The organism is Asaia sp. A2 (assembly GCF_057319415.1).
Window position 1 is genome coordinate 16451 of record NZ_JBXWTO010000006.1, and the last position, 22994, is coordinate 39444.

Annotated in this window: 10 protein-coding genes; 3 read left to right on the forward strand and 7 right to left on the reverse strand. The window is 57.2% G+C overall.

Annotation, left to right across the window (positions count from 1 at the left end; genetic code table 11):
• Positions 1 to 154: 154 nt before the first annotated feature.
• The 3 genes from ACWNRM_RS06600 to ACWNRM_RS06610 form a co-directional block, all read right to left on the reverse strand.
• Positions 155 to 2836: a mechanosensitive ion channel family protein gene (locus ACWNRM_RS06600; protein WP_485172179.1), complete on the reverse strand. Its 2682-nt coding sequence runs from the start codon at positions 2834 to 2836 to the stop codon at positions 155 to 157.
• A gap of 296 nt (positions 2837 to 3132) precedes the next feature.
• Positions 3133 to 4353, reverse strand: coding sequence for a 5-aminolevulinate synthase (gene hemA, locus ACWNRM_RS06605; RefSeq protein WP_485170185.1), 1221 nt, complete (start codon positions 4351 to 4353; stop codon positions 3133 to 3135).
• A gap of 144 nt (positions 4354 to 4497) precedes the next feature.
• Complete coding sequence (locus ACWNRM_RS06610; protein ID WP_485170184.1) at positions 4498 to 5070, reverse strand: hypothetical protein; 573 nt, start codon at positions 5068 to 5070, stop codon at positions 4498 to 4500.
• Positions 5071 to 5985: 915 nt separating this feature from the next.
• Here ACWNRM_RS06610 and ACWNRM_RS06615 point away from each other — a divergent pair.
• A complete protein-coding gene (locus ACWNRM_RS06615; protein WP_051395935.1) occupies positions 5986 to 7248 on the forward strand; it encodes an MFS transporter in 1263 nt (420 codons plus the stop codon).
• A gap of 96 nt (positions 7249 to 7344) precedes the next feature.
• Here the strand turns inward: ACWNRM_RS06615 and ACWNRM_RS06620 are convergent, their stop codons facing one another.
• The 4 genes from ACWNRM_RS06620 to ACWNRM_RS06635 form a co-directional block, all read right to left on the reverse strand.
• The gene (locus ACWNRM_RS06620; protein ID WP_485170183.1) at positions 7345 to 13689 is read right to left on the reverse strand and encodes a type I polyketide synthase; all 6345 of its coding nucleotides are present in this window, start codon (positions 13687 to 13689) and stop codon (positions 7345 to 7347) included.
• A 94-nt stretch (positions 13690 to 13783) separates the two neighbouring features.
• A complete protein-coding gene (locus tag ACWNRM_RS06625; RefSeq protein WP_485170182.1) occupies positions 13784 to 15247 on the reverse strand; it encodes an AMP-binding protein in 1464 nt (487 codons plus the stop codon).
• Between the two features lie 88 nt (positions 15248 to 15335).
• Entirely contained in the window at positions 15336 to 17549 is a 2214-nt protein-coding gene (locus tag ACWNRM_RS06630) for a Hint domain-containing protein (RefSeq protein ID WP_485170181.1), read from the reverse strand.
• Positions 17550 to 18013: 464 nt separating this feature from the next.
• Positions 18014 to 20251 carry a Hint domain-containing protein gene (locus ACWNRM_RS06635; RefSeq protein WP_485170180.1) on the reverse strand — a complete coding sequence of 746 codons (2238 nt, stop codon included), beginning with the start codon at positions 20249 to 20251 and terminating at the stop codon, positions 18014 to 18016.
• Positions 20252 to 20845: 594 nt separating this feature from the next.
• Between ACWNRM_RS06635 and ACWNRM_RS06640 the strand changes: the two genes are divergently transcribed.
• Positions 20846 to 21826, forward strand: a complete 981-nt coding sequence (locus ACWNRM_RS06640; protein WP_485170179.1) for a glycosyltransferase family 4 protein — start codon at positions 20846 to 20848, stop codon at positions 21824 to 21826.
• A 15-nt stretch (positions 21827 to 21841) separates the two neighbouring features.
• Entirely contained in the window at positions 21842 to 22993 is a 1152-nt protein-coding gene (locus ACWNRM_RS06645; protein ID WP_485170178.1) for an autotransporter strand-loop-strand O-heptosyltransferase, read from the forward strand.
• Position 22994: the final 1 nt, after the last annotated feature.

Here is a 22994-nt window from a genome sequence, read left to right on the forward strand (position 1 = left end):
AAAAGCCCCTGCGACAAAGCCCCTGCGGCAAGGCGCTTTTGCGCCCATCTTCACACTGCCCCGTCGTTACAGCGTAACGTCTCAGCGCCCATCATGCGGCACGGGCCGCCTGGCCTCAAGGCAACTACGAGCCTCCCTGAGGCCGCACAACCTGTCATTCGGGTCGGGAGGATGGGACGCGTCCCTCTCGCGCTGTGGCACCATCTTCAGCTGATTGCCGGTCGCGCTCTGACCCATCGCTGCTTCCCATACCTGCCAGCCCCGTAACCTCTACATAGCGCGTTGGATAAGGGAGATGGATATGACGCGCCTCGAACGTCTTTTTCAGGCGGCGATAGAATTCGCGCTGAACAGGCCAGCGCCCGGAGGTGATTGTGGGCAACGTACCGCGCACGGTGACAGAGGTCTGATTGAGCGCGTCCACACCCCACATCTGAAAGTCGTCGATGATCAGGGCCTTGAAATTTTCATCGGCCCGCATCTCGGCCGTGATATCATTGATGACCTGCACGACCTCATCGGTATCCGTCTCATACCCGACTTCAGCCACGATGATGGCACGGGCAAAATCGCGGTTGTAATTGATGATCTGACCAAGCGAGCTGAACGGAAAGATGTTCATGGAGCCATCATTGGCACGCACATGAACCGTGCGCAGCGAGAGATGCTCGACCACGCCATAGGTACCGTTAAGCGTGACGGCATCGCCAACCGTGAGGGCGTTTTCCATGAGCAGGAAAATCCCGTTGATGAAATCCTGTACCAGCTTCTGCGAGCCGAAACCCAGCGCGACACCGAAGATCGAGGCGCCTGCCAGAAGCGGGGCGACATTCACGCCGATCTCGCTCAGCACCGTCAGCCCGATGACGGCCACCAGAATGACCATGAGGACGATACGGATCATGGGCTGCAATGTGCGCACACGCGCCACCCTTGCCGCACCGTCATCAAGGCCGCCCACCTTGCGGGCATAGCGCTCGAGCACGATGTTGCTCGCCTCCCAGACCACAACCCCGAGAAGGCAGGCGATGAGCACGGTCATGGATGACGAGGCCAGACGATAGCCAAGACCACCAGCGCCAAACAGGGCCTTGATAGGCGCGCCCCAGGCGCTAGCCAAAGCAAGAACGGTCAGTGCGATGATGATGACAGACGTGACCCGCTGTGCCGGGGCGTAATAGCGGCTGAAGCGTGTCTGTGCATCCTCGCTCAACGTGACCCAGCCAGGGGCCGAGCGGAACACGCGCTCCAGCAGCCCAAACAACACGATGCTGACGCAGCGCATGACCACCAGCGCCATAGCACTGCGCAGAAAGAGCTTCCAGATTGCCGCGTAGCCGTGATGGATTTCCGCCGCCCAGACAAGCCAGAGGCCCATATCGAAGAAGAGCGCGACCACCCACCAGGTGCGGCCGAAGAGGTGCAACATGCTGGCGCCAAAACCACGCCGTTCCCTGCGCTCGCAAAAACGCATGACCTTGGGGCGACTGCGAATGATCATGACGGCGACCATCAGATGCAGCACGAGTGTCAGGATCTTGAGCAGCGCTTCAATGACCCGATCGGGCAACCCACAATCATCGAGCGTCTCGAGCGCAGCCGCGGAAATTCCTGTCGTCAGAATCAGCAGACGCAACCAGTCAAACAGGAAGCTGGCGGCCGACTCCGACAGTAGGGCAAGGCGCAGCCAAGGGCGGCCAGGCGCAAGAATGGTGCGTATGGCGATGATAAGCCCCCCGCCCACCAAGGCTGTCAGGCTGAGTGCGCGCAAGAGTGCGGTTGTGAACTCATCGGCCGCCGGATCGGCAATAATGATCAGCAGGGCGATGAACGGCACGACCAGAACCGGAAGGCAGTCGAGCAACAGGCACATGAAACTGTAGGGAAGCCGCTTGAGAACCAGCGTCAGCCGGGCAAGTGCGCCCTGATGACGCAGACGCGACAGACGTTCCCGATCCTGACTATCGGACTGCGGTGTCTTTCCACCAGCCAAATCCTCTGCATGATCGGTCCGGGCGTCAGGCTTGTTATACAACGTCTCGTCTGCCGCCTGCTGATACGCATCACCATGGTCCTGCGCGTCAGACGAGGCCTCCTTCGGAAAAGGTAGCTCGGTGGCCGATGCCCCCTCACCGTCAGAAATCTTATCTTCTCTCACTGCGTCGTCCGCAGCCTGTTCCGCCGCCTGGCGATCGTCAATCTCACGCGCCAGCGCTGAACGTCCCTTGATGCGCGCCAGAGCCTCCACCCGATTACGCACGCCGCGAAGAAGGAAACGCAGCGCATAGAACAGGCAGGTACTCACGCCAGCCAGAATCAAGGCACGCAGCAGCAGCTTAAGCGATTCCTGGCGGGCAGCCGGATCGTTGCGCATGTGACGCCACCACGGTGCTATGGCGCGCACATCCACGACCGTACGCAAAAGCGTATGCGCCTGTACGCTCGCTGCGTGAGTCCAGTCAGAAGCGCTGCCAAGCAATTCAGCCCCCAGCCCATCGGGCTTGAGCTTGGGCCCCGCCTTCTCGCTCGTATTGGACGGGCTCGCGACTTGCTGTGCCTGACTGAGATTTTGCAGCGTGGTCAGGAATTCGCGTCGCTTTGCCTCGTTGTTGAGCACCGATGCCAGTTGTCGCGCCTGATCGGCCGAGATGCGCGGCGCATCCGGCATTGAGGTGCCAGAGGGCGTCTGGGCAAGCGCACGGCCCGATTGCAGGGAGAAGCCCCCCACAATCAAACAAACAAACAATACCAGCAAGGAGGTTCGTCGCGCGGGATCCCTGTTCTCGAGTGTCAGGAACGTGGCGCCCGATCTGGGCGCTCGCGAAAGGGACAGCATCAGGAATATCCTCGCGAACAAGAAGGAAAATGAAACTCGACCAGCTGCAACGGCCAAACAAGCCTGAATGAGGCAGTATGGTGAGACAGGCGGCTCAGCCTGTGTGATCTGCCGTCTCGCCTGCGTGCCGCCGGATCATACAGTAATCCGCAGCCGACGCGTAAGCGATGGACAACGGGTGGTGGGTAAACCCGTCAGGGGGCCCCACAGGTCGCACCGCAATGACAACCTCTGGCCGATGCTCATCAGGTCAGCACGTCAAGCACGTTCGGTGAGATGCCCTGATGACCCGCTCGTCAGGCCGCGTTGGCCAGACGATGCTCGCGCCACAGTGCAGCCAGAGCGCTGACAAGGGAGGCGATATCTTCCTTGCTGTGCAAAGGCCCCGGTGTAATGCGCAGGCGCTCGGTGCCCCGTGGGACGGTCGGGTAGTTTATCGGCTGGATATAATGACCAAAGCGTTGAAGCAAGGCGTCAGAAAGCGCACGGCACTGGGTCGCATCGCCCACCATGACCGGCACGATATGCGATGGGTTGTCCAGATGGGGGATACCGGCATGGTCGAGGCTTTCGCGCAGCCATGCCACTGCCTGACGATGCGCCGCCCGCTCGCTCTGGCTGTGACGCAAATGCCGGATACTCGCCAGCGCCCCTGCTGCGATCATCGGCGGGAGTGCCGTCGAGAATATGAAACCCGAGGCGAAAGAGCGGACGAAATCGCACAGTGCGGCACTGCCGGTAATATAACCACCGACCACGCCAAAGCCCTTCCCCAAGGTTCCCTCAATCACCGACAGACGATGTGCCAGACCGCGTTCCTCGGCGACGCCACCACCCTGATGACCATAAAGGCCAACCGCATGAACCTCATCCAGATAGGTCAGGGCGTTGTAACGATCGGCAAGGTCGCAGATTGCCTCGATCGGGGCGATATCGCCATCCATCGAATAGACCGACTCAAAGGCGACAATTTTCGGTGTCTCAAGCGGGATCGCCTTGAGTTTTGCCTCAAGATCCTCAACGTCATTATGACGGAAGATCATCTTTTCGGCGCGTGAGTGGCGTATGCCCTCGATCATTGACGCATGATTGGCGGCGTCAGAAAGCACAACGCAGCCCTTGAGCCGCGCCGCAATCGTGCCCAGCGTGGCCCAGTTGGAAAGATAGCCTGAATTGAACAGCAGCGCCGCTTCCTTGCCGTGGAGGGCCGCAAGTTCCTTCTCCAGCGCAACGTGCTCATGGTTGGTGCCCGAAATATTACGTGTGCCACCTGCACCGGCACCGCTTCGGGCAAGACTCTCATGCATTGCCTTGAGCACATCCGGATGCTGGCCCATGCCAAGATAGTCATTGGAGCACCAGACGGTGATATCGCGCTTCAGGCCATGATGATAGGCGTGGGGGAACTGACCAGCGTGACGCTCGAGTTCGGCAAAATGCCTGTAGCTACCATCGGCCTTCAGACCGTCCAGAGCTGTCTGGAAATACTTGTCATAGACTGTATCCACTTGCGCCATCTCGTTCTTCCCTCTTGTCGAACCATAGCGCAGAACAGCCAACCGCGTTGCAGGGCAAGTTAAACTCACGTCATGGGTTTGGGCTCGCCTGTGGCGCGCCTGGGGCAAACCTGTAACAGGAAGGGCGTTGCGTCCAGTCCCGCTTCACACGCAGAGCGGCTCTGCTTCCATCGCAATGCCGTCAAGCTCGGGGCAAGAACCGGTCATCTCGTCAAATCCCGCGGCCAGGGCGTAACCATATTGAGCAGAACTGGTGATCCGGCCGAAATGAGTCCTGATTCCAAGTGCCTGCAAGGCCCCGCACGAGGCAGAAAAGAATTTCGCCGCAACCGGGTCGAGTCTTTCCTCGGCCTGTTCCCGCCTTTGATGAGCTGTGCGCCAAAGTCCAGATGGCGCTGATACCAGACCGGCTTCCAGGCTCACCCCGGCAATCAGTCCCGATTTAGCGCGCTCGCGTAACAGGCTTAGACTGGATACCCCCTGCCCGAAACGCTCGATCCACAGTTCTACCCCCCAATCGACCAGTGTCGCGAGACAAAGTGCCTCCTCATGCCCGGCAAAAGAAAGCCGGCGTTCATCAAGGAGAAGTCGAAGGACCTGCGGAGGAAGGCCGGTCTCCAGAAAAACGTCGCGCATGGCTCGCACGAAATTTTCATGCGGCACAGTATGAGCCGACAGAGTCATGCTGACCAGGTAGCGCCCTTCGAGAGGGACCATGCGACGACAGATTTCACGCAACATAACGATATCATCGTTAATAACTTCATGTCTCTTGCAAGCTGTGCGACGAATCCCCTGCGCCGAGCATGACGTGACGTCCCACCCAATAAGCCTGATATGCCCCTTTACACGACCATATCGGCCCATCCACCGCAAATCGGACCGCTCGTTCCCTGCTCTTGCTCTTGCTCCCTGACTTGTAAGCGAGCCGGGCCGGGCTCGGCATTTATTACCTTCCGACGCTGCCCCTTCTGCCCAGAACGGCACTGCACCAGAAGCTGTGTCTCCTCCAGAGGAAGAGGCCAGGCCTGGCGACGTCATTGATGACTTACACCCACCGGGTTCGTTCATACCGGGGAGCATCATATTCGACAGGGTTACACAGGAAACATGGACACCCGTCTGATCAAACACCTGCAACGCCTGATCGGGAAGCATGAAAGTCGCAAGAGCCGGTAGGGACTGACACGAATCCACCTCCGTTACCGCCGCGCGTGGGCGCTCTTCAGAAGCCACATCACACAGCACGGGGCTGATAAATCCTGTTAAAGCATGATCTTTCATCAGGCTGCTATGTGGTGGCAACGCGGCGTAGCTCCTCGCGATCAGGGTGACTATCCCGATGCTAGAGCGAGAACGATAATATGGCCTTAACGCTATGATCACGGTCTTGGGCTAAATCGTGATCTTTCATAACGATACAATACCCTCAGCCTATGAAACGGGACTCGATTCCCAAGCTCTATCAGGGCAGAATGAGGAGTGAAACAGTCCTCAATCAGAACTACCTGTTAAGCTGCCTTCCGTCACATTGAGTTTCAGTATGGAAGGAACCGTTTCGCTGTTAGCCGATTCTACCTCCTCTTCCAGTTTTCCCGCTTCTTACCTGCCCCCTATTTCAAGGACGAGACCATGTCGGCCTCCGCCCGCCAATCCTACCTGTCCCAGATCCTCACTTACCCCCCGCTGGTCGCGCTCAAACCCTTCTGGCGCGTCACCTTTGCCGCCTTCCTCGGCTGGTTTCTCGACGCCTTCGACCAGACAGCGCTGCTGCTCACCCTGCCTGACATCTCCCATGATTTCGGGGTCACCATCAGCGCCATGGGCACGGTACTTCTGGCGCAAAGCATCGGGCGTGCCGTTGGCAATACCGGGTGGGGATGGCTGGCAGACCGCTACGGGCGCCGTCTGGCGTTTCTGCTGGGTGTGCTTTGGTTTGGCGTGTTTTCCGCGGCCACAGGATTCTCTCATAGCCTCATCAGCCTGATTGTCATCCAGTTCCTTTTCGGCATTGGCTTTGGCGGCGAATGGACGGCGTCTGCCGCACTCCTGATGGAAAGCGTGCCAGGCAAGAGCCGCGCCATGGCCTCTGCCATCATGATGTCGGGTTACGAACTCGGGTTTCTGGCTGCGACCGCAGCCCAGGCGGTCATTCTGCCGCATTACTCGTGGCGCCTGCTGTTCTTTATCGGGCTGGCGCCCGCCGTGCTCGCCCTCTTCATACGGTGGGGCGTTCAGGAAAGCCCGGTATGGACGCTCAAGCAGGAGCGCCAGAAGGGGCTCAATGGTGCCGCACCCCAGCCCAAGGCCAAATTCATCCTGACGCTGGCGGCCGTGCAGGCCATTGCGCTCATGTCGTTTCTGGAGTTTCAGAAGGCCGCCATCTACAGCCTTTATCCGACGATCCTGCGCAATGTCCATCACCTGACGCCGGCGCTCGTTTTCTGGCCCATCGGCTGTTTCTGTATCGGCTCGCTGGTGGGCAAGCTGTCCTGCGGGGCGCTGGCCAGCCGCTTCGGCGATCTGCGCGTGATTATCGGCACACTGCTTGTGGTGATCCTTACAATCTATCCTTTCCTCAGTGCGGAGACCTATCCGGTTCTACTGGTATCGGCCGTGATCATGGGGCTAGCTGCCTCGGGCGTCTTTGCCCTTGTGCCGCATTATCTCGCCAAGCGCTTTCCTTCAGACACGCGCAGTTTCGGCATGGGGCTGAGCTATGCCATTGGCTCGCTTGGGCAGGGGCTTGCAGGCAAGCTTGTCCCGGTATTCGGGCGCAATCTCGGCCTTCCGCTGTCGGCACAGCTTTTTGTCATTGGGTCCAGCGTGATCGTGGGCGCCATTGCGTGGGCAGAGCCGGACGAGCTTCCGGGCGAAACGATGGAAAACGAATAGTGTAGCGCCCTGCCCTCATACGGTCAGACATCAAAAAAGGCTGGTGGACTCTCGTCCACCAGCCTTTTTATCAAACCCTCCCGATGCCGTCCCGCCTCAGGCAGACGCCATATTCAGACTGATCTGACGCAGCACGTTACGCGCAATTTCGCGTATCGGTTCATTGCGCGACAGGACAAGCAGAGAGATCTCGACATTGAATTCTGTCTTGATCGCCGTCTGGATTTCCACACCAGCCAGTGAATCGACGCCCAGCTCGTTTGGCCGTGCGCCCGGATCGATGCTGTCTGGTTCGAGCTTGAGAACATTCCCCAGGATCGATTTCACGTTGTCCAGCACGAACTCGTAACGCTCCTCAGGTGACAGACTCTGGAGATGAGCCAGCTTCTGCGCCGAGGTGTTCTTGATGCTTTTCTCACGCCGGATAAGAGCGAATTTGGGATTACGCTCGATCGCGCCATGCTGACCAAAGCATGTCTCCCAATCGATCGCCATGGCCGCTACGGTATCGCGGTCACGATTAATGAGTGTGGGTAGCAGCGATAGCGCCTCGTTGCTTTCGAGCAGACGGAACCCTGCATTCTCGAAGAACTGCACGACACTGCCTTCCTGGGCCAGCATGCCAACCTCGGCAATCGGGCCCCACTGGACAGAAACCGCAGGGAAACCTGCCTTGCGGCGGGCGCTGGCCAGCGCATCGAGATAGGCATTGGCCGCGAGATAGCTGCTCTGCCCGATATTACCCGTGACCGTCACAATGGAGGAATAGAGCACGAAGTAATCCAGCGGGCAGTCGCGTGTCAGCACGTCCAGATGGTGCCCGCCCAGTACCTTGGGTTTGAGCACATTGCGCAGGCTCTCTTCCGAGTATTTTGAAATCAGTCGGTCATCGAGAATACCTGCGGCGTGGAACACACCCTTGAGCGGGATACCCGTCTCGAGAATGGCCGATTTGATACGGGCCACATCCTCGTAAACGCTGACATCGCCATAATGCAGCATAACGCGGGCACCGGCCTTTTTCAGAGCCTTGATCTTGTCGAGCGTTTCCTTGTCACGGCGTACGCTGCGCCCCATCAGATGCAGATGCCGTGCACCACTGGCCGCCAGCCAGGCCGCCGTAGCGAGACCAAGGCCGCCCTGCCCCCCTGTCACCAGATAGGCAGCCGCCGGATCGACAGGCCGAACCGGTTGACGCTGCGCGCGCACATTCGTCAGGTCCTCATACGACACAAGAATCTTGCCGATATGCCTGGAGGACGACATGAACTTGAAGGCATCGCGCACTTCGGAAGCGGGATAGACCTTGTGCGGCAGAATGACCGTGTCGAACTTGCGTGACAGATAGGGAATCCGGTCGAAGATCGACACCGCCTTGCGGTGATCACGCGCCATCATCAGGTCAAGATCAAAGGCGTGGAAAGACACGTTGCCGTTGAAGCTGAACTGTGACAGATCGCGCTTTTCCCAGATATCCTTCTTGCCGATTTCGACAAAGCGACCGGTATTGCACAGCAGCGCAAGGCTATGAGCCTGAATTTCACCGGGGGAACTGTTCAGGACAACATCGACGCCCTGACCACCGGTTACTTCCAGAATACCGTCATAGAAGGCGAGGCTGCGGGAATCCCACACAGCTTCACAGCCCCGATCGAGCAGGATCTGGCGTTTCTCGTCACTGCTGGCCGTTGCAAAGATGCGTGCGCCAATAATCTTGGCAATTTCGATCGCAGCAAGACCCACACCGCCTGCCGCCGAATGGATCAGGACGATCTCGTTCTTCTTGAGGCGCGCAAGGTCGTGCAGACAGTAAAGCGCTGTCGCAATGGCAATCGGCAGACCCGTTGCCTCGGCAACAGTCAGGGGGCGACCGGCCGTCTCGAACAGGTCGAGCGCCATCACGCGGAAGCCCTTGACCGGCAGTGTCATATGCGAGGTGAAGCACCCCGGATGACAGGTCAGATAACGCTTGCCCACCTCGAAATTCTTGACGCCCTTGCCAACGGCCACAACCTCAAAGCAGCACTCCATGCCCATTTCGGTGGTGTGATAGGTATCAAGCAGGAACTTGTCGGGCAGGACCGAAATGCCCTTGAGCATGTCCTTGAAGTTCAGCGATGTGGCCAGCACGCGAATGGTAATCTCGCCACGTCCCGGTGGGCGGACATCGAAAGCCTTGTAATACAGGCCATCGAGCGTGCCCGTACGGCTCTTTTGCAGCTTGATGCCCGGCGTACCGGGAAGCTGCGCAAGCGGGCGATCAGGCTGCCCTTCGACAGGCATGAAACGCGGCGTGAAACGGCGTCCTTCGCGCAGGGCGACTTCAGCCTCGTTATCCTCGTGCAGGATTTCAGCCGCGAGCGCCGTCAGCGCCTCATGACCGGCCAGTGTATCGACATCGACGACCTTGCCCTGAAGGTCGGGGCGCTCATCGACCAGTCCCTTGAAGAACCCGACCAGCGCGGCCCCATCCGGATGCACCTTGGCCTTGTGGGCCAGCACATCTTCCGGATCGAAGAAGATTGCGTTTTCAGAAACGCAGATGAATTTCGGCTGCTTGTCCTGCCCCTCCATCAGAAGACGGGTGCCAAATGTCACCATGTCATCAATCTGTCCGACGAGCTTTTCGAAATCCGCGTCGGGGGTCGGGCCTGCCATGTAGATGATGGCATCCAGCGTAAGGCCCGCCTCAAGCCCGATTGTCTGGGGCGTGATCTCTCCGCTGCGCGGCGTCGAGAGAACCGTCACACCATTTTCCTCGAACAAGGCGCAGAGCTTCTTCTGTGCCGTGCTCTTGTGCCCGACGAGGAGCACGGTCTTGGGCTCGGCAAACAGGATCGACGCCTCGGACTCGATCCATTTGGTGTAATATTCCTGCGTCTCGACGCGTGTAGCGGCCTCCTTGTGAATGCGCGGCACTTCGGCAAGGCGCATGCCCTTGACCTCGGCGACCGGCATACCGGTCGTGGAGTAAAGGCGCAGTGAGGCCACGATCTGGCTCTTGGTGATCGCCGTGATCTCGACCCGCGCCAGCACCTCGGTCGTGCCCATGCCGAAGCAGCTCAGACGATCAAAGCCGACTGGTACATACATATGATCAGAGAAGCTCTCGGGGACGAGCCCGATCAGCGCATGCATCGCGCCATCAAGCAGGGCCGGATGCAGATAATAGGTTTCTGCCGAACCCAGTTCGTCTTCAGTCAGGCCGATACGCGCATAGGCCACCCGCTCCTGCACAGCAAGGCGCTGCAGGGTCTGGAAACGCGGCCCGTAATGGAAGCCGTGATTGCGGATCTTTTCATAAAGCCCGGCCCCATCCACGCCCTGCTCGAGCGCCTGCTCGACCATCGCACGGTCGATGACCGGCATGGGCCACGGCGCTGCGGAGAGGATATCGACCTTGCCGTGGTCGATCCACATTTCAGAGAATTCTTCCTTGGCGCTGTGGAAGCGAAGCGTACGGCGGCTTTCGTCGTAATCGAGATAAAGGATCGGGTTATCGCCCGACTGCACCACCAGCGGCGCCAGGATCTCGAGGTTTTCGAGCACGACACCTGTCTGACCCTCGATCTCGTGACCGACCGCCAGAGCGGACTCGATGAATCCCGCGGCAGGCAGAAGCACAACATTGTCGATGCAGTGATCCTTGAGCCAGGGCACGCCCAGTTCGGTAAGATCAACAACCCAGGATTTCCCCGGTGTCATGGCACCAAAGCCGATCAGCGGATGGCCCGTGCCGCCCAGGCGGAACCGTCGCTCGCGCTCATTTTCCGCATGGAAAACCTCGCGTGACCAACGATAGGTCGGCAGGTCGATCAGCGTCCCCCCTGTAATGGCTGCCCAATCGAGGCGCGCCGTATGCAGGATGATATTGGCAACGGCTTTCTCAAGGCATTTTGCCTCGCTTTCCTGCCGGTTGAGGGTGCTGATGACACTGAGCTTGGCCTGCTGCTTGTCCGCGACAGATTTCAGCGCCCGCCCAATGACCGGGTGCGGTCCGATCTCGACAAACTGCGTGAAGCCATCGGCCAGACAGGCTTCGATAGCGGAGGCAAAAAGGACGGGCTGTCTGGCATTGCTGAACCAGTAGCCAGAATCTGCCCGGTGGTCGTCATCGGCACGCTTGCCGTAAACTGTCGAATAAAATGGCGTCGATGCCGCACCCGGTGCGAGCCCTGAGAGAGCCTTTTTGAGATCCCCCTCGATCCGGTCCATCACGGCGCTATGGAAGGGAACATCCACATTCAGAACGCGGTTGAAAAGACCCTTTTGCGTGAGATGCGCGGCCAGATGGCGTATCGCCTCCTCCGGCCCTGCAAGCGTGCAGGTGGTCGGTGCGTTGACAGCAGCCACGCAGAGTTCCAGTGCTTCAGCCGCTATCAGCTCGGCTGCCGCTTCTGCGGAGAGGCCCACAGCAAGCATGCGGCCTGTGCCGTCGAGCGTACCCTGAAGGTTACTGCGGTAATAAATAACGGTGACGGCGTCTTCCAGGCTGAGGCCGCCAGAGACATAGGCGGCAGCAACCTCGCCCATGCTGTGACCAACCACGGCATCCGGCAGAATACCCTGCAAGGCCAGATATTCGGTGACGAGAACCTGGATCAGGAAAATGGCGGGCTGGAGAATGGCCGTGTTGTCGATACGACTATCGGCTTCCTCACGCAGGATTTCATCGCAGATCGAATAACCTGACAACGCCTTGAACAAGGCGTCACATGCGTGCGCCTTGTCCAGAACAGCCTGCGGCGCCTCACGCAGCAGATAACGACCCATACCCCACCATTGCGGGCCGACGCCGGAATAGACAAACACCATGCCACGGCCGGACTCTGCCTCGACCGTTGCCTGGAACATCCCTTCCTCGCGCTGGTCCTTCAGATAGGCATCAAGCCTGTCCGCCAGTTCCTGTTCGTCACGCGCCATGACAAGCAGGCGATGACGGAACAGGGTGCGTGACGTGGCGAGACTGAAAGCGAGATCGCCCAGAGCAGGCTGTGCCTCACCATCGAGACGCTCGCGATAGGCTGCTGCCATGAGCGGTAGCGAGGTCTTGGAGAACGCTGTGAGCAGGAACGGAATCTTGCCGTTGATGCGACGGGCAGCCTTGTGCCCGCTGCGAACGGGGGCCTTGTCATCGGGGCGACGCAGGACCGCAATGGCGTTGGTACCACCGTAACCAAACGAGTTGACGCCTGCAAAACGCGCGATCTTCCCCTCACCCAGCGATCGTGTCGAGCCGCGCGGGATCTCCAGATTCCACTCGTCCAGATGGATCGAGGGGTTGATCGTCTTGAGCCCCGGCTGGGGTGGTACCGCCTGATGACGCAGGCAGAGTGCCGCCTTGAGCGTACCAAGCGCACCGGCTGCTGCTTCGGTATGACCAAGATTGGCCTTGACCGCACCGATAACGAGTTTCTCGTCCTTGAAACGCGCAATGGATTGCGACAGCGCGTAGGTCTCGATCGGATCACCTGCCGGCGTTCCGGTGCCATGCGTCTCGACATAGGCCACGTCGCGCGGATCGACGTCGGCGCGTTCCAGAACTTCGGTCATGAGACGCGACTGCGCGCCAGCATCGGGCGACGTCAGAAACTGCGTGCGTCCATCCGAATTGACGCCGGTTGCGCCCACGATAGCATGAATTGTATCGCCATCGCGCTCGGCGTCTTCCAGACGCTTGAGAATGAACACCACGCTGCCTTCGCCACGACCATAACCATCGGCTGCGGCATCGAAGCTTTTCGAGCGACCGTCACGCGCGATGAAATGCCCCTTTGACATGAAGATCGACGTCTGGGGGCATCCCATAAGGCTGACACCGCCGCTGATGGCGACATCGATATCGCCCTCATTCAAGGCACGGCAGGCCTGGTGCAGGGCCACAAGGGATGACGAACATGCGGTGTCGATCGACATGCATGGTCCCTGGAAATCGAACACATGTGCCAGACGGGCAGAGAGCATGGTTGAGGGCGTGGCGGTGGCCGCAAAATGATCACGCACGGTCGGCAGATTATAGGGGCTCGATGTGTGAGCATGGGCATCAATTGCAAAAATGCCGATGAACACACCCGTCTTGTGACCGGACAGACGAGACGGCAAGATACGCGCCGTCTCCATGGCTTCCCATGTCACCTCAAGCAGCAAGCGCTGCTGGGGATCGAGGATCTGTGCCTCACGTGGCGAAATTCCGAAAAAGAGCGGTTCGAATTCATGTATGTTGCGCTTAAGAAAACTCCCCCTGCGCATATAGGTTTTCGACGGGGACTCGATTTCCTCGGCATAGAAGCGTTTGACGCTCCAGCGCTCCTCCGGGATGTCGGTAACCGCTTCCCCCTCGGCGCAAAGAAATGACCAGAGCTCGTCAACATTGGTGATGTTGGGTGCCAGCCGGCATCCGATCCCGATGATGGCGACATCAGATTTTTTGTTGCGCTGCATATTGTAACCTGGACCTTACCTGTCATTTCAAGCGTGCAGGGTTGCGCACCCTGCGGGCTTCGTCCCGGGTCATCCCTATTGACCCGTCTTTCAATCAGACTTGTGCATTCTCGGAGCGCAGAAAGGCGCCTGAAAGCCGCTCGCGATCGACACGACCATCCAGCGACCAGGGAATATGATCGACAGGCATCACCCGTACGGGGGGCAGCGTGGGATAAAAAGCCCTGAGCGCCTGTGCGAGGCGCTCGGCATCAAACCCTGACGAGGAAGCCATCGCAATGTTGATGCGCGTACGCCCGGTTTCATCGAGAGAGAGGAAACTGCCGAGCTCCGGGATAGCGAGAAGGTCCCGCGCGATGTCATCGATCACACCGAGATCGAATTTTTCACCACCGATCGATACCAGATCATCAACGCGTCCGGTGATACAAACCATGCCATCTTCGCTGATCTGCCCCCGATCGCCGGGGTAGAACCAGTCATCAGAAAACCGGCGCGATTGACCCGATGTCTCGCTGACATAGCCGTTGAGCAGCCCTGAACTCCTGATACGGACAATCCCTTCCTGACCCGGCGCAACAGGGGCATTGCGCTCATCAACAATCTGGAACGTCACCCACGGGAGAACCACCCCGACCATATGCTCGGTCACAAGGTCTGCCGCATGGCCGAAAGCCAGCGCACCGCACTCATCAGCCCCATAGGCAGAGACGACATGAGGCGTGAGCCTAGCCAGCGCGCGGGCACGCAAAACGTGGTTGAGCCGACCACCCGTAACAATCAGTCTGAGCGTATCGAGCGGTTTCATCCCCGGCGGTAGCACCTCGAGAATGTGGGCAAGATGACTGGGCGTCACGATAGCGAGCGTCGGGATCCTTCTGGCAATGAGGATACCAATATCGGTGTGGTTCACGAAATTGAGCGGGGACCCGCTACATAGCCCGCTGCACCCCACGACAAAACCAGTAAGCGAAATCACGCCAATCGTGGAGAGGATATGCGGCTGCGCGGCTGCGAGAGCTCTCAGCGACTGATCCTGCATCACCATATGCATGATCGCCATCTCTGCTTGCCGAAAAGACATGGCGAGCACCTGTCTTTCCGCATCTGTTCCTGCAGCAATTGCGTAGCGGCAAATGGCGTCATGATCGATCGCGTGATTACAGTACTCGGCCTTGATCTGACGAACGCGCCCCAGCCAGTTCTCGTTGATCTCCAGAACCTGCACGTCCTGGAGGGACAGCCCCCCCATTGAGATCATGATATCCGGTTCGAGCAACTGTACATCGCGCAGAAAGGAAGGGTCGGAACTTTCCGGAAACGATGCGCTCGCGAGACCGAGTGACGCAAGCGACAAAATAAACACCCAGTGCCAATAGAGATTTCCGCAATGAACACCGACAAGCCTCGGGTTGGCGTCTTTCAACTTGACGAAGGCCTGGACTACGCATGTAACGTCCCGCTCCAGCTGGCCATAGGTCCAGTCCTGCGCGAGACTGTCAAAAGCCAGGGATTGTGGATTTTGCCGTGCATAACGCAAAGCCATAACATGGAACATGGATAACAATCCCCAAACGCAAACGGGGCGGCCGTAATGGCCGCCCTGGATCCCCTGCTCAGAGAGGGGCCGATGAAAGACGTAAAACTCAGCCCACCTGAGCCTCATGAAGCTCGGCAGGGACGTGAGCGAGATACGGCCCACCTGCCAAGACTTCAACGGCCACGATACAGACCGCTTCCGATTGCCGATCACTCAGATCGATCACTGCAGAACCCGTCGTCCAGCGTTGACGACCGTCCTCGATATTCGACCATCCATCAAGATTTTCCTCAGTCAGATGACCTGCGAGATGACGTGTCCTGTGAGACTCCCATATCTGGATATCCCCCACGAGCACACCGAGATGACGGCGATCATCGTGAAACGGCCCTATGGTATCAGCCGGTCTCGAAACGCGTGAGACCAGTCTGACGCGCCTGGCGTCAGGAGGCACCATGAACACACTCGATCGATTGACGACACGCATCTTGCGCATGATACGCCCTTTCTCATCAACCAGATGAAGGTCGGGATCCTCTGTCACTTCCGGCAACGGCACGGTCGAACCAAGATTCAGTGATGCTGCGCGATGTGCCAGTGACGCATGCAGAGGTTCAACAAAACCACGATCGACCCGTAATGGCGCGGCACCATCGCCTTCCCATGTCGCTTCAGGCGCATTCAGGAGATGAACAACTGCTCCGGGCTGCGCAAAACGCTTGCGATCGCCGGTATCCAGATAGCTCTCGCTCAGGGCATTGTCGGCCCATATGATCGAGTGCGCATCTGTCTCGATATGGTAGTAATCGAAATGCGTAATTGAATGATCATAAAAAATACTGCGGCCATTCACGAGCATGCGTGCTGGCACGAAGGCTCCGTTAAGATACATGGCATGCTCAGGTGTGACCAGGAGATCCTTGCTCGGCACGTTCTCACCCAGCGCATTTCGGAGGATGCGCACCGGATATCCCGCCTCGTCGTCATCAAGCCACGTGCGTACAATCGTCGAGCGATGACCCATCCATATAACCTCGCGGTACTCGGTCCCCCCATCAACCAGGGCGGCCACCCGGTCGCCTACGGACAGATCCTCTACCGCGATTTCACCGCGATCAGTCTTGATCAGGGTGCCCTTCAGGAAACATTTATCGTAGACGATGATCGTACTGCCATCAGCTGGATCCCGCTCAAGATGGTAATCTGTCGCAGCATTTCCCTTTGTGCCGCGAACATCCGCACTCCAGACAATATTACCCGCAGCATCAATGATGCTGATCGTATTATTGCCATAAAGAATACGCTGACCGTCGGTCCAGCTGAGTGTATCGACATCGATACGCCCTTTCCAGCCGATCGTGACCCCCTTTAGAACGGCACCGGATTCAACAATCAGCAAGCCCCCCGGACCTTCGCCCTCTGCCCCAATACCTGAAATGACAGCACTGTTGAGTGTCGCGCCCGAATCAACCCTCAGCGTTCCACCTGCGGCAATAAAAGCACTCGTCAGATAGGCCTGTGCCCGGAGCGTTGCCGCGGCAGCAGCCTGAATGGTCAGGTTGTTTACTTTTGCAGAAGCATCAGCAACGAGGCTTCCCCCAGCACCAAGTGTCGTGCCGATGCTCTGGGCACCGCCACCAACGTGGATAAGTCCCCCCGCCGAGGCGATACACCCACTTGCCCATGCACCGGCACCAAGAAGCTGCGTGCCTGCACTGAACAGCGTGTTGACCGCAGAGCCGCCACCCGAGACAAGTTGAATACCGCCTAAAATACTGCCAATATCCGTACCCCCACTGGCGAGCGCTTCGGTCGATCCGATATCGAACTTGCATGAAGAGATCACGCCCGGCCCGACGAATGACTGCCCTTTGAGCGTGAAACCACCACCAGCCAGACCAACACCGCCCGCCTGGACATGAGTATCAACCACCAGACCAGCCGCGCCGCCGTGAGCGGACATCTTGCTGGCAAGCACACCACCCAGATTGCCGATTGTCGCGCCGCTGACCACACCGTCATTGATGGCGGCAAAGCCTCCACTGTCGTAAGCAGTCCCCCCGGCAACCTTGCCCTGGCCACCCGCCAGAACCACACCACCCGACACGGCCGTAGCGCCATAGGCAACCGCAGCAGCGGAAGCAATGAGCATGGCAGGATTGGTCGTTCCACCAAGGCCAAAGCCTTCTACCCAGACATTCGATGTCGAACACCCGGCGCCGGTCGTGATAAGTGTCGCGCCACTGAGAACCTTGTATGACCCCGCTCCTGCCGTAATGATCGACGCGTTGCCACTCATGCCTGCTGAAGTAATACCCACCTACCATCCTCCCCACCAGGAACGTTTCGGGCATGCGCCGGGCTCCAATATCTACGAGCAGACACTCCGTAAACATCTTGAGCACACGCAATAAAAACGGAACGCGCCGCGAAATCATTCACAATTAGTTAACTAATTATTTTCTGACATAGAAGAAATAGCCGCGCAACATCGAGATGTATCGGATATTATTATAGTATACTCTGATAGGAAATTTTCAAAATACAAACTACAATGATGAAACTCGGCTATCTCTTTGAAAAAGATGGAATATCTTTCTGAAGAATCGCATGACCGGTGCCTGAGCGCAGTGGGAAAACACAAATTTACTCGTAAAAATATCGTAAATTTTTGTTTTCTCTCAGTCTTGCAAGTAAAATCAGGACCGAGGTTTACGCCTGGAGCAATCGATACAGTAAGGACCTGCGCGATTGCCCCCAATACCGTCTTTTCCTACCCCAATATCAGCCGGCGGCCAATTCCGTGGATGGAGCGTCATCAACCAGAGGGTACGGCCCCCCTGCCAGTATCTCCACAGAGAGCATCGCAATGACACCAGGACGCAGATTTGCAAGAGGCAGCACGGCATCGCCCCTGGTCCAACGGCATTCCCCTGGCTCACGATTGGCCCACCCTGCGAGATCGTCAGACTGCAAATGCGCATCGATGCAACGCGTCTCGCCGGCCTCCCATGCCTGAATTCTACCAACGAGCACGCCGAGATAACGGCGATCATCAAGGAATGGGCCAATCATATCAACTGGCCGCGCTGCACGCGACACGATACGAACAGCCTCGATATCCGCGGGGACCATAAACACATGTGAGCGGTTTACAGTCCGGATCGCCCGATGAACGCGCCCTGTCGGGTCGATAAGGCGGAGGTCCGGATCGTCGGTCGTCTGTATGGTTGATGCCACGGATTCCAGATCCAGCCCGCGGGCGCGCTCCGCCAGGCGGACATGAACAGGCTCCACGAAGGCGCGATCAACTCTCAACGGCGCCGCAGCATCAGAAGCCCAGTCGCGTCTGGCTACATTCATCAGGCGTATGGTCGGGCTGTTCATGGAGAAAGCACTACGACCACCCGTATCGAGGTAGCTTTCACTGAGCGCCCCGTCCGACCACACAATCGAATGCACGTCTGTCTCGATATGATAGTAGTCGTAATGGGTGATCGTACGATCAAAGAAGATGCTACGCCCGTTCACCAGCATGCGGGCCGGGATGAAAGCGCCATCAAGGAACATCGCGTGCTCGGGTGTGACAAGCAGGTCCTTGTGCGGGATATTTTCACTCAGAGCGTGGCGTTTGATACGCACGGGATATCCGGCTTCGTCTTCCGGCAGCCCCTGACGCACGACCGTGGCGCGATGCCCGGTCCAGATAATCCCACGTGCAACCTCCTTGCCATTAACAAAGGCCAGCACGCGATCACCAACAACAATATCTTCGACGGCAACTTCGCCCCGGTCTGTCCGGATCATTGTCCCTTTCAGGAAGCAGTTATCGTAAACCAGCACCATACTACCATCGACAGGATCTCTCTCCAGATGGTATCCAATACCATTTGTACCGGATATGTTGCCCACCCACAGAACATTTCCTGCAGCATCCGTAATTGTGACACGACTACCAGTAGCAGTGATCTTTGCCCCGGAAGTGTAAAGCAACCCGTCGATATCAAGGCGGCTTTTCCACCCCATCTGCATCGCACCACTCAACACGGCACCAGACTCAAGCACCAGCAGGCCACCCGCCTGTCCTTCGCCAAGCGCCTTGGTGAGCGTACCCCCTGCGAGCGTCGCACCGGAATTGAGTGTTAACGTACCTCCGGCAGAGATCACTGCTGTCGAAATCACAGCGCCCTGCTCTGCGGTCACTGCCCCATAAGCGAGCACCTGAACGCCACTCACGCCCGCACCGTTGTTGACATGCAGCGAACCAGCCGAGCCAATCTGGAGCCCAAGCCCTGTCCCGCCAGAATAGACTTCAATGCGACCACCAGCGGACGCGATCGATCCGCTTGCATAACCACCAGACCAGATAAGTTGAGTTCCGGCGCTGAAAATGCTCGCCATCGCACTGCCGCCGGAGGAGATGATCTGGGTACCACCTAAGATACTTCCAACGTCAGAGCCCCCTGAAACAAGAATTTCAGTGGAGCCAACATCGAAGCGACTCTTGGAGATAACGCCCGAACCTGCGAATTTTTGCCCTTTGATAGTGAAACCACCACCGGCCATTGCATAGCCGCCAGCATACACATGGGAATCCAGCACAGTGCCCATGCCTCCGCCCTCACCAGAGATGGTGGACGCGAGCACACCGCCGTTTGACCCAATGCTCACACCGCTGACATACCCACCATTCGCAGCGACAAATGAACCACTATCATAAGCCGAACCGCCCGCAATGGTGCCGCCATACACCCCCAGGCCAACGCCACCAAACAGTGCCGTCGACCCCGATGCGATACCGCCGGCAGAGGCAACAAGCAGCGCCGGGTAATTGGTACCACCTGACTGCCCAGGAAGGGCATTGGAGTTATTTGGCCCGTCACCGAAGCCAGAGATCACCGCACCATTTGTGACAAATCCCGCATTCTGGACAATCAGTGTCGCGCCGCTGAGAATGTTATAGATGCCACCTGAGCTGGTAATCGTTGCGCCGCTCGCGGTAAGGTCAGATGTAATAGCCATTTCAAATCCTCGAGAAAGGCGGCGTGACGCTTACGTTCGTCCACCCCGCGCAGCATGATCGATGTTCTCGGAACACCTCCAGCCGCCGACCATGATATTGATCATCCCATATGCGGTCATTTGGTTACCGATTACCAAACAACCGATGTCACGAACTTTTTTACAATACAAACATTATCTCACAACGAGGATGATTCAATTCTGTTTTTAAAAACAGAATCTGGAAAAATTTTTATGATTTAGAAGTATTAAAACGTTAATACAAAATAAAACTCTTTGACATGTCGTTAATTTTTGTATGTTTATTTTCTAATTAAATGTTAAACCCATTTAATGTATATTAATATTTCTTTTTCATAATACAATGCATGATTCTCAATTTCATTATCTATCCCAGTTCAGAAATTGGACGATCGCAAAACTGTTCGAGCTACCGCCTGTATTACGAGTAATTTCTTGTCTCCATAGTCAGTGAATAACTGCCGCTATCGATCACGTTATTGAGAGATTCACAAATTCAGGTAAGTTACGACTTTCACTTGCGTGGGTTTGCTGCACCTGAGCCATTCCCGCCCCGTCAAAAGGACACGTTTCATGGCCAGGATCATATTTCTCAACCCGTTCAGCCCGGAGACCATATCTGGCGGCATCAAGGTCACTTATCAGCACGCAGAAATCCTTGCGGGGGAGGGTCATCAGGTTGAAGTCTATCAGCCTTCCGGCAAGCCGGAATGGCTGAGCATTTCCGATGCTGTAACGGTGTGCGACAGCTTCCAGGCGGGGAAAGAAGATGTGCTCGTTTTCCCGGAAATTCTGACGGATATTATCCTTGATATGGCAAAGACGCCTTTCGAGGGCACAAAAATCCTTTTTTGTCAGAATCCTTTTTATCTTTACAGCTATAATCAGAGCGGAGAAGCACTACTTAATATGGGCTTCAGGCATTTTATCGTGCCTGGCCGAGAAGCAGCTCAATCAGTAAGTTCTGTCCTGCGTGTACCCAATGTGTACAGCGTACCGAATTCTGTCGATACAACCTTGTTCTACCCGCGTCAGAAACATCTCTGCATTGCTACCAATCCAGGAAAATGGCCGGCAGAGGGCGTTAATTCCCCGCTGTATTTCATTATCATGTCTATGCTCCACCTGAAGTATCCGGAAACTCGCGATGTTCCGTGGCAACTGCTTGAGAACAGATCCCAGGTTGAAGTAGCCGAAATCATGGGCCATTCTGCCATTTTCCTGGCTTTATCCCGACAGGAAGCACTCCCTCTCACGCCGCTTGAGGCCATGGCATCTCGATGCGCTCTGGTTGGTTTTCATGGAACAGGCGGCAAGGACTACGCCTCTCACCGCAATGGTCACTGGTTCTCACCCGAGCAATGCGAAGAAGTTGTCGACTGCCTTGCTCAACTGATATCAGGCTTCAGAAACTCTTCTCTTCATATAGCAAGAATGCTGGACGACGCTGAGAAGACTGCACTTCAATATTCTGTTGCCGCAACCAACGAGGCTGTTTTGAAAATCTATCAAGGAATACTTGACGATCACCAAACACGAATGCGAGCTGGATAACCAAGGGCGCCATTAATGGACATCTTGCCAAGTCAGACCGGCCCCGAAGGCATTTGCTATGATTTTCAGGATGGATGCCGCATCGGCTTGCCTCCAGGCGAATGGCACACCGAAATCCGTGACACTGCCACGCATACCGTGCTTTTTTCCCAAGATCTCTCAGGGGGAATCGTCAGCAGTACCAAGAAATATTTTATCCCCTTTGCCCTGACGGTTTCGCGAAAGGGCGCGGTCGTCTTCGAGCACCGGATAGATCTGACTGACAGGGATATCCTTGTGGATATGCATCTGGGGGGCGTGGGCGATCATCTGGCCTGGATGGGTCATGTAGAGGCTTTCGCTGCCAGACATCGATGCCGCGTGTATTGCCTGGTGCGACCAGGCCTCGCCGCGCTTTTCGCCAATCAGGCTGACTCCATCATCATCACGGACGACGAATCCATTCTACAACGTGGTTTCTACGCGCGTTACAAGGTGCTCATCTTTTTCAACGATACGAATCGTGACCACCAACCCACTGATTACCGACAGGTCGGGCTTGCCGTTACCGGCGCCTACATACTGGGATTACCGGTCAGGGAGCGCAAACCATCTATCCATATTGCCGAGGGTGGCCGCCCCCTGAACGAGCCCTATGTCTGCATCGCCACCCAGGCGACGGGCCACAATAAATACTGGAATAACCCGGAGGGCTGGCACCGAACCGTCCTTTATCTCAAGGAAAAGGGGTATCGCGTCGTCTGCATCGATCGCGACCGCGTTTCAGGTCAGGGCACCATCTGGCATCATATACCACACGGCGTGGAGGACATGACCGGCACAATCCCCCTGAGCGAGCGTGCACGTTGGCTTCGGCATGCCGCATTCTTCATCGGCCTATCGAGCGGTCTCTCCTGGCTGGCATGGGCAAGCGGTTGCCCCGTCATTATGATCAGCGGATTTACAGAACCTTTCAACGAGTTCGAGACGCCCTATCGGGTTATCAACCGCCATGTCTGCAATAGTTGCTCCAACGATGTCACCATCGAGTTCGAGCGCTCGAATTACATGTGGTGTCCGCGTCACGCCAATACGGAGCGCGATTTTGAATGCACAAAAATGATCTCGCCCGAGCAGGTCGCATCGATGATCGATCAGGTTATCGCAGACCAACAGGATCGAGGCTGAC